This window comes from Paenimyroides ceti (assembly GCF_030409925.1).
This window is the reverse complement of the sequence record NZ_JAUFQU010000050.1, coordinates 1-9,210: the sequence shown is the minus strand read 5'-3', so window position 1 is coordinate 9,210 and position 9,210 is coordinate 1. Positions and strand designations below refer to the sequence as shown.

The window sequence follows — 9,210 nt, the reverse complement described above, 5'->3', positions numbered from 1 at the left end:
TACAACTCCGGCAGCTGCAGCAAAATTACCCGTAGATATTATTATTGCTCAGGAACAGGAGCTCGACCAGCAGGAAATCTTTGTAGGTACTCTCATGCCACACCGTGAAATAGCAGTTGTGAGTGAAACCGCACAAAAGATAACCAAAGTAGCTTTTAAAGACGGCAGCTATGTTAATCAGGGAGATGTACTCTATACGCTCAATGACGCCGATCTCAGATCACAGCTCAGACAGATAGAGGCTGAACTCAAACTTGCACGATTAAATAAAGATCGGATGACAAACCTTCTGAAAACAGAAACTGTAAAACAACAGGAATATGACGAAGCTTTGACACGACTCAACTCTCTTGAAGCTCAACAAGATTATTTGCGCACAGAGTTGGCAAAAACCGTAATCCGTGCCCCATTTTCGGGCAAAGTAGGTATAACCAAAGTGCATTTAGGAGCCTATGTATCACCCGGAACAGCTTTGGTAAACCTTCAGGATCAAAGCAGCATAAAAATAAGTTTTACACTACCGGAAAGGTATCTGCCTCTTATCACATTAGGTACTCCGATTAAATTCAGTACCGGATTGTCTGATGAACAATTCAACGCCAGCATTACTGCTACTGAACCGGGACTGGACGCAGATGGCAGAAGTCTTCAGGTACAAGCCATTACAAACAATAATGGAAATAAATTCCGGGCAGGACAATCTGTAAAAGTTTACTTCAGTACTGAAAAGAAAGGTACAACAGGTATCATGATACCTACGGAAGCACTAATGCCCGGCGAAAAAGGCTATAATGCGTTCGTCATAAAAGGTGGCATAGCCAAACCCATGCCTGTAGTCATAAGTAACAGAACGGAATCAGAAGCCATTATTACCTCCGGTATTCAAGCGGGAGACAGCATTGTAATTTCAAATATGCTGCGACTTGCCGACGGTACTCCGGTACAGCCTGTCATAAAAAAATAATCCATTTCAATTTGCAACATCATGAGTATATCATCTTTAAGCATAAAAAAACCGGTTTTAGCCGGTGTATTTTCCCTCCTTATTGTCATTTTGGGTATTGTTGGATGGAAGCAATTAGGGATTCGGGAGTTCCCACTCACAGAACCGCCCGTTATCTCAGTTGTCACTTTTTATCCGGGAGCAAGTCCCGATGTAATAGCATCTAAACTGACCCGGCCTATGGAAGAATCCATTGCCGAGGCAAACGGAATACGTACCATATCCTCCGAATCCAGAGAGCAGGTAAGCGTTATTTCAATAGAATTTAATCGAGAAATGGACATCGAAGATGCTCTGAACGATGTCAGAGATAAAGTATCCAAAGCCCGAAAACAGCTTCCGGCAGATGTAGATCCGCCAATTGTACAAAAAGCCTCTTCACCGGATAACCTTGTAGCTTTTCTGGAAGTAGAAAGTGATACGAAAGATATTAAGGAAGTAAGTCATATCGCTTCTACTGTTATCAAAGACCGTGTGCAATCTATTCCCGGTATCAACAATGTCGCCATTGTAGGTGAGCACAAATATGCAATGCGTTTACGCTTTGACCCGATTAAACTGGCTGCCCATAAGCTTACTCCGGAAGATATCCGGCAGGCGTTGTTAAGGGAAAATATAGATGTACCCTCCGGAAGGGTTGAAGGAAATAATAGTGAACTCAGCATACGCACACTGGGTAGACTGACAACACAAACTGATTTTGAGGAAATGATTGTCAAACAAACTGAAAATTCTGTGGTTCGTCTCAAAGATATAGGTTCAGCCGAATTGGGTGAGATGAATGAGCGTACTGCCATTATCAACGAAACAGGCAATCTTAATCGTGTAGGTATCGGTGTAGCCATACAAATACAGCGCGGTGCGAATGCTATTGAAGTAGTAGATGAATTTTACAAACGTCTTGAGCAGTTACGTAAAGACATTCCGTCTGAATATCGTCTTATTGTAGGATTTGACTTTACGCAGTCGGTTCGCGAATCTATTAAAGAAGTGGAAGAAACCCTCTTTATTGCGTTTGGTCTTGTGGTTATTATTATTTTCCTCTTTTTACGCGACTGGCGTTCTACCATTATCCCCGTTATCGCTATCCCGGTATCTATCCTGTCGGCCTTTTTCATCATGTATGTTTCAGGCTTTTCCATCAATGTGTTGACGTTGCTTGGATTGGTACTCGCTATTGGACTGGTGGTGGATGATGCAATCGTGGTACTTGAAAATATTTATAAAAAGATAGAAGAAGGCATGCCACCGATACAGGCAGCCTTTAAAGGATCCAAAGAAATTTATTTTGCAGTAATTTCTACAACCATTACACTGGCAGCTGTATTTTTACCGATTGTCTTCATGGGAGGTATCAGCGGACAACTTTTTAAAGAATTCGCTATAGTGGTATCTGGCTCTGTATTGGTATCTGCCTTTGTTGCACTTACACTAACGCCTATGCTGAGTGCTTATTTTCTGAAAAAGAAACAAGGACCAGGCTGGTTTTACAGGGTTACAGAACCTTTCTTTGTTCGTATGAATAACGGATATGCACGGTTGTTGACTGCCTTTATGCGGGCCAGATGGCTGGCATGGATTTTTCTGATTGTCACTACAGGACTTATCTATTTTGTAGGTAAAAAATTACCTTCAGAACTTGCGCCGGTAGAAGACAGATCCAATATGAGTCTTATCGCCATTGCGCCTGAAGGTGTCTCTTTCGATTATATGAAAAAAAATATGATTGAAGTCGGTAAATATGTCAATGACTCTACGGATGGACTGTATCAAACCTATTCCATGGTTGCGATATCCTTCATTCCGGCACCTGCACCTGTTAATGTTGCTGTACAAAGTATCTATCTGAAAGATCCTAAAGAAAGAAAAGCCAGCATACAGGACTTATACAATCAATATGGGGCAGCATCTGCCAATTTCAGAGGTTTTCTCTTATTTCCTTATCTGCCACCTACCATTGGTTCGCGTTATGGAGGAGGTATGCCCGTACAATTTGTATTACAGACTCAGGATCTTGATACCCTGACTGCAGCACTACCTAAATTTCTGAATGCTGTACGTCAGAGTAAAAAACTGATGTTTGCCGATGCTGATCTCAAAATCAATAAACCTGAAATCAAAATAAATATCGACAGGCAAAAGGCAGCCCTGATGGGAGTTTCAATAGAAGAAGTAGCCCGTACTTTGCAGCTTTCCCTCTCCGGACTGCGCTACGCTTATTTCCTTCGAAACGACAGACAATATGAGGTAATCGGACAGATGAACCGGGAATTGAGAAATGATATTACCGATCTTAATTCCATATATGTACGTTCTAACAACGGACAACTGATCCCTCTAAACAACCTCATCACAACCGAAGAGGCTGTAAGTCCTGCCGCTATATACCGTTATGATCAGTTCACCTCTGCTACTGTATCCGCAGCTCCGGCTCCGGGTGTCAGTCTTGCAGAAGGGATTGAAGAAATAGAACGCATTAAAACTGAAGTCTTGGGTGAAAACTTCAAAACATCATTAGCCGGTCAGTCTCGTGATTACAGAGAAAGTCAGGGAAACATCGCCTTCACTCTTATACTTGCCCTGGTAATTATCTATATGATTCTGGCCGCACAATTTGAAAGTCTGCGTGACCCTCTAATTATTATGCTTACTGTACCGATGGCGGTGACAGGAGCTATTCTGAGCCTCTCCTGGTTTGGTCAAAGTCTCAATGTATTCAGCCAGATTGGTATTATTACACTCGTAGGACTTATTACCAAAAACGGAATCCTTATTGTTGAATTCGCCAATCACCTCAAAGATACAGGCTTGTCTAAATTTGATGCCGCGATACAGGCAGCCGAACAACGGTTCAGACCTATTCTGATGACCTCTCTGGCAATGATATTCGGTGCACTACCTATTGCACTTACTGCCAACAGCCGTCAGTCGTTGGGTATCGTTATCGCAGGCGGACTTGTATTTTCAGGAATACTTACGCTGTTCATTATTCCGGCTGTATATTCTTATTTGTCCAGCAGTAAACGCAGAAAAGAAGCAGTAGAACTGGATGAAAACGAAATTACAAATGCTAATGAATAATGACCGGAAAATAATTATCTCCTTGTGCAGTTGAGAAATACCGGCTGCACCTGGTGGTAATAATCACCTGAAAATTTCGGCTAACCCAATGAATAAAACTATTTTCACAATGAAAAAAGCATCACATATATTTATAATAGCGCTATTGCTATTTATAGGCAGCAGACCATCACTGGCTCAGACAAAAACACTTTCACTTAAGGAAGCGTTGACAATGGCAAGGCAGGGAAATAAAACAATACAAGTACAAATACTGGAAGAAAAAAATGCTGCAGAAAAAACAAGGGAGAATAAAGGCCGACTATTACCGGATATTTCAGCCGGAGTAGCCTATTCTTACTATTTCGACCGACAAAATATCTTCCTTCCCGGATCATTTGCCGGAACTACTAAAGCAGTACAGGAAGTTGCTGTTGGCGGGAGAAATGCTTTTAACGGATTTGTATCGTTATACCAGCCTATTCTGGATCCAGGTTCGCACAGAATGACGAAAGCATCCCGAATTAATGAAAAAATACAGGCTGAGAAAACAGAAGATTTAAAAAGCCGGGTGGCACTCGCGATCTCTTCACGGTATCTCGATATATTAATGATGAAGCGTCAGCTACAGCTTTTAGAACAAAGCCATGAGCGGAACGTCAAAGCGCTGAAAGATTCAAAATCTTTGTTTGCACAGGGCAGAGGACTTAAATCAGACACTTTACGCAGCTTTATTGCAGTTGAAAATCTGAGATCTTCGGTTTCTTACCTTAAAAATAATATAGACGTTTCCGGTATAGAACTCAAAAGGCTTATTGGTCTTGATGAAATACAGGAACTGGAGTTGACAGATGAATTAGAATCGGAGGTTCAGACCAATCAAACCGAGTTTCTTACGGTAAGCGAGGCTTTAAACATTGCCGAAGTCAACCGAAATGATATAAATGTACAGGAATTGACTATTGAACTACAATTACAGAAGGTATCAGCAACTAAAGCTGAACTGATACCCAAAATAGGAATCATCGGGCAATATCAGATTCAGGCACAGGCAGATAACCTGAGATTTAATGATTATGTATGGCCAAGAACTTCATTTCTGGGCTTACAACTAAGCGTACCTATTTTTAATGGCGGACAACGCAGATCAAAAATCAATCAGGCAAAAATTGTAGCAGATCAGGAAGAGGTACGACTCAAAGATCTGAAAGACGAAGTGAAAACAACACTGGCAAGTATAATAAGCAGATGGAAAGAAGCTTCTTCACAATTGGAAATTCAGATTACAACAGTACAATCTGCTGAATTGAATCATCAGATGACAGAAGACCGGTTTGAAAACGGATTGGGTTCACGACTGGAACTGACTGATGCCGAACTTGCGCTTACACAGGCTAAAATCAATTATCTGCAGGCAGTATATAATCTCAGGGTGCTGCATACCGAACTACAATACGCTTTGGGAATGTTAGAATTGTAATACCTGAAATCGTAATAACACACAAAAATTGCCTGACAGCATCTTTAAGAATATTATAGCAAGCTTAAAAAATTATTCAAGTATCCTAAAACAAACAAAGTTTTATAGTAAGAGGACATTTTAATTATGTCCTCTTTTTTATAGTTATAAATTCTTTGATAATTGTATAGATAAAGTAGGTGTAATTTATCGCTTATAATAGGCAATAATACTCGCTTTTGCTAAAGTATTATTCCAAAGATTAAACCCGACTATTGCAGGATTTACATTTTCATCAAGCCCTAATGTAGTGGTTTTTAAAGCATAAACCGTGATGATGTACTGATGAAATCCGTGTCCCTCTGGTGGACAGGGACCTCCAAATCCTTTGATTCCATAGTCTGTTATACTTTGTATAGCACCTTTGGGAGCGATATTGGATTTGACATTGCCTGCATTAGACAGCAATTCATTTACGTTTGCAGGAATATCAAATACCACCCAGTGCCAGAATCCACTTCCTGTTGGTGCATCAGGGTCATACATGGTTACGGCAAAACTTTTTGTCCCTTCAGGCGCATTTTTCCACGATAACTGAGGAGATTCATTGGTTCCTGAACAACCAAACCCATTAAATTCTTGTTTTTGAGTTGCTGATCCTCCTAAATCTTTACTGGATAACGTAAATGTTTTTTGTGCGAAAAGTACTGTTGAGAATAGCAACAACAATACTAAAATAAAATTTGCTTTTTTCATTGTATTACAATTTAAAATTTAAGCAAAGTTAGCAGCACTATTATTGAGAAAATGGAGTATTAGGTTCAAAAACTGTTGCTAAAAGCTCACTTTTTATGATGTTGTTTGGGCGTCATTCCATATTTTGATTTATATGCCTGGATAAAACTGGATAAGTTTTCATATCCTGCTGCTACATAAATTTCAGAAGAATTTTTTTGCTGCTGGTTCAGCAGATAATGAGCATGTTCTAATCTTTTGTTCTGGAACCATTTGATAGGTGATTCGCCATAGTGTTTCTCAAATTCTCTTTTGAAAGTTGAAATGCTCATATTGCATAAAAATGCCAGTTCCTTTAATGTTAATTTACTCAATTGATTGGTTTCAACAGTCCGAATAAATTTCTGTGTACTATCAGGACTTTTTACGATAAATGAAGATAAAAAATCTGTTCCGTAAATTTCGGTCAGATATAACATGATTTCTTCAAACTTTACTTCGAGTAATTTTGTTTGCAGATGTTTTGATAATCTTGAAATATCGGATAAACTTTTTGCGAAGCCCTGAATAAAATGGTCATATTGAAAATCATAAACAGATTTATATCCCTTCGATACTGTTTTGTCAAGTGCCACTTTATGTATAAATTTCAATCCGGATGTAAAAGTACGTTATGCCTATTATGCATCGGATAATCCTTTGGAAACCGGAAGTACGCTGGCATCGGGCGGATTGGGATCAACAGGTGTAAAACCAACGTATTTGATTACTATAAAAATATTGGAACAAATTTTTAATACTCTCTAAAAATATGAGCGAACCATTTGATGTTAAGAACACTATCCCTCAAGAATCAGAAGTTGACCTTCAACATTTTTCTAATAGGATAAACGGTTTTTATGACCGCTTTATTTATAATATCTATCGCTTATTTCGATTTTTGAAGAGAAATAAATTTGTTGTATTGATTCTTTTACTTATTGGAGGAATTCTTGGCTTTTTTAGCGATCAGTCAAATGATGACCGATCTTTGAACGAAATATTGGTAGTACCCAATTTTAATAGTGTTGAGTATTTGTATAATACGGTAGAAACGTTTGATATAATTGGTTTTAATAATGAGTTGAAAGCATCTGATAATAATGAAGTGCTATACAACATTAAGATAGAACCGGTTTATGACGCCTATAATTTTATTATTAGTGATCGTACACATTTAAAGGCTTTTGAAATATTGAGTGATCGTTCTATAGATTTAGAGAAATATTCAAAAAGTAAATTAGCGTCTAAGAATTATAAATTTCATCTTCTGAAAATTTATACAAAAGGCAATGGTAACACGACTGCTTTGGTTGATAGAATATTAGAGAAGATGAACAATGATAGCTATTTTAACAAACGCAAAGAAATTGAAAAAGTAAATACGTTGAACAAACGTAATGAACTGGCAAAGTCAATTGATTTAATCAATGGTATGTTTCAACGTTTAGGAGAAGAACAGAAAACCAGTGACTTGTCTTTAAATTCTTACAATCAGGTTGGAGATGTTTTAGAAATTAAAGAGGACCTAATTCGTCAGGTAAATGCTACTGATGTGCAATTGATAGAGCAGGATAAAATTATATATGATGCCTCGCGAATTATGAACATTAAGGTTACGTCTTTAATTCCTAATATTATACTCTTTCCTTTCTTGTTTCTTGTTTTATTTCTTATATATGGTTATCTAAAAAGTAAATTTAATCGATTAAAGACAAGCTTCTAATTATGGTATAGTGAGTCAGACAAAACACTCCCTTATTAATTTTATAGTACATGGCGCCGGACAAATTGTAAACCTGTTAGCACCATTTATAGTCATGCCTTATATTATTAAGGTTTGTGGTGTCGAAAATTGGGGTAAAATAGGTGTAGCTACTTCTTTATTTATTGTTCTTTGTTTATTGATTGAGTTTGGTTCTAATTTAATAGGTGTAAAAGAGGTAAGTGCCTATAGGAGTGCAACAAATTATCTGAAAAAATATATAGGTACTTTATATGAATATAGAATGTTTAGTACCATCATTTTATTGGGAATTTGTATTTTTACTTTCTTAATACTAAACGTTGAGGCGGTTTTTTATTTTGGATTGTTGAGTTTAGTTGCCCAGCTTTTTAATCCGATATGGTTTTTTCAAGGGTTAGAAGATTTTAAAACCATTAATAAAATCATTATCATCTCTAAAGTTCTGTATGTAGTACTCGTTTTTATATTAGTAAGAAAAACAGAAGACTATGTATATGTAGTCGGTATCTTAGGTTTCGCAAATACATTGGTGTATGCTTATTATTATAGTAAAATTCCCAAAGTATTCAGTACTTCACAAAAGCGGTTGTTATCATTTGTGAAAAAAATCAGGCAATAGTCATTTCTAATTTTGCGATTACTTTTTATTCTAATGCACCCGTATTTATAATCAGTATTTTTTTAGGAGATTTTTATACAGGAATCTATAAAATATCGGATATGATCATTACCGTTTTTAGAAGCTATTTAGGCGTGTTTTTTAACGTAAGCTATCCGAGATATTGTTATTTACTACAAGAGAAATGGAGTGAAGGCATACGATATATTAGAAAAATAACGGGTTTCAATATATTATTTTTAGGCTTTGTCACAACGTTATTGTTTTTGCTATATATAGTTGGAATCGATTATTTTAATATAGAAACATCTTTAAAAGAAGGACTTTCTTTATCTAAATATTTATGTTTTTTACCGATCATTATTGCATTAAATATTCCATATTATCAGACCTTATTGTATTTTCATAAGACAAAAACATTGGTAAACTTTTCTTTATTTGGTGCTATGGCAATGTTCGTGTTAGGAACATTACTAACATGGAAGTTTCACTTAGAAGGTACAATTGTTAGCATTTATATCGTTGAAATGTTTATTACATTGGCTATG

The 9,210-nt window shown here is 37.2% G+C and carries 8 protein-coding genes and 1 pseudogene; 7 read left to right on the top strand and 2 right to left on the bottom strand.

Features of this window, described 5'->3' with window-relative positions; all coding sequences use genetic code 11:
- From QW060_RS22150 to QW060_RS22140, 3 genes are all read left to right on the top strand, one after another.
- The coding region (locus QW060_RS22150; protein ID WP_290365164.1) for an efflux RND transporter periplasmic adaptor subunit at window positions 1-964 on the top strand (964 nt) is incomplete at its 5' end.
- Between the two features lie 21 nt (window positions 965-985).
- Entirely contained in the window at window positions 986-4,084 is a 3,099-nt protein-coding gene (locus QW060_RS22145; RefSeq protein WP_290362642.1) for an efflux RND transporter permease subunit, read from the top strand.
- 109 nt (window positions 4,085-4,193) lie between these two features.
- Window positions 4,194-5,543: a TolC family protein gene (locus QW060_RS22140; protein WP_290362641.1), complete on the top strand. Its 1,350-nt coding sequence runs from the start codon at window positions 4,194-4,196 to the stop codon at window positions 5,541-5,543.
- Window positions 5,544-5,729: 186 nt separating this feature from the next.
- Here QW060_RS22140 and QW060_RS22135 read toward each other — a convergent pair whose 3' ends face one another.
- Together QW060_RS22135 and QW060_RS22130 are read right to left on the bottom strand one after the other, a co-directional pair.
- The gene (locus QW060_RS22135) at window positions 5,730-6,278 is read right to left on the bottom strand and encodes a YbhB/YbcL family Raf kinase inhibitor-like protein (protein ID WP_290362640.1); all 549 of its coding nucleotides are present in this window, start codon (window positions 6,276-6,278) and stop codon (window positions 5,730-5,732) included.
- An 86-nt stretch (window positions 6,279-6,364) separates the two neighbouring features.
- Window positions 6,365-6,892 carry a helix-turn-helix domain-containing protein gene (locus QW060_RS22130; RefSeq protein WP_397386127.1) on the bottom strand — a complete coding sequence of 176 codons (528 nt, stop codon included), beginning with the start codon at window positions 6,890-6,892 and terminating at the stop codon, window positions 6,365-6,367.
- 13 nt (window positions 6,893-6,905) lie between these two features.
- Here QW060_RS22130 and QW060_RS22125 point away from each other — a divergent pair.
- From QW060_RS22125 to QW060_RS22110, 4 genes and pseudogenes are all read left to right on the top strand, one after another.
- Window positions 6,906-7,064: pseudogene (locus QW060_RS22125) on the top strand (DUF6909 family protein); the annotation flags it as partial.
- Between the two features lie 4 nt (window positions 7,065-7,068).
- On the top strand, window positions 7,069-8,022 hold the full coding sequence (locus tag QW060_RS22120) for a hypothetical protein (RefSeq protein ID WP_290364417.1): 954 nt from the start codon (window positions 7,069-7,071) through the stop codon (window positions 8,020-8,022).
- Window positions 8,023-8,032: 10 nt separating this feature from the next.
- A complete protein-coding gene (locus QW060_RS22115; protein ID WP_290365163.1) occupies window positions 8,033-8,662 on the top strand; it encodes an oligosaccharide flippase family protein in 630 nt (209 codons plus the stop codon).
- 101 nt (window positions 8,663-8,763) lie between these two features.
- Window positions 8,764-9,210, top strand: a 447-nt coding sequence (locus tag QW060_RS22110; protein ID WP_290365162.1) for a hypothetical protein, incomplete at its 3' end; no start/stop codon positions are given.